General features: G+C 62.3%; 1 protein-coding gene. It reads left to right on the forward strand.

Annotated elements, in window-relative coordinates; all coding sequences use genetic code 11:
- Window positions 1-456, forward strand: coding sequence for a MaoC/PaaZ C-terminal domain-containing protein (locus ENZ75_RS33760; RefSeq protein ID WP_063167538.1), 456 nt, complete (start codon window positions 1-3; stop codon window positions 454-456).
- Window positions 457-547: the final 91 nt, after the last annotated feature.

Here is a 547-nt window from a genome sequence, read left to right on the forward strand (position 1 = left end):
CTGATGGAACAGATCAAGTATTTCGAGGATTACGAGATTGGCGCGTCGCGCCTAACAAGCGGCCGCACCATCACCGAGACCGACTTCATCGTCCATGCCGGCCACACCGGCGATTTCTTTCCGCACCACATGGACGCCGAGTACATGAAGACGACGCCATTCGGCCAGCGCATCGCGCATGGCACGCTGGTGTTCTCCGTCGGCATCGGGCTGACCGCGAGCGTCGTTAACCCTGTCGCCTTTTCCTACGGCTACGACCGGCTGCGCTTCATCAAGCCGGTGTTCATCGGCGACACAATCCGCACGCGCACCACCATCGCGGTCAAGGAAGACGATCCCAAGCGGCCGGGTTCAGGACGGGTGATCGAGCGGTGCGAGGTGATCAACCAGCGCGGCGACGTGGTGCTGGCGGCAGACCACATCTACATCGTCGAACGCAGGCCGGCGCAGGGCTGAGACTCGGGAAAGTCCTACGAGCCGGTAGCGCGCTTGGTAATGCGCTCCAGCCCGAGCAAGAGAACCAGCGTCGCCACGACCAGGATCATTG

It is taken from the genome of Mesorhizobium sp. M7A.F.Ca.CA.002.04.1.1 (assembly GCF_004022805.1).
In the GTDB taxonomy this organism is placed as follows: Bacteria; Pseudomonadota; Alphaproteobacteria; order Rhizobiales; family Rhizobiaceae; genus Mesorhizobium; species Mesorhizobium ciceri.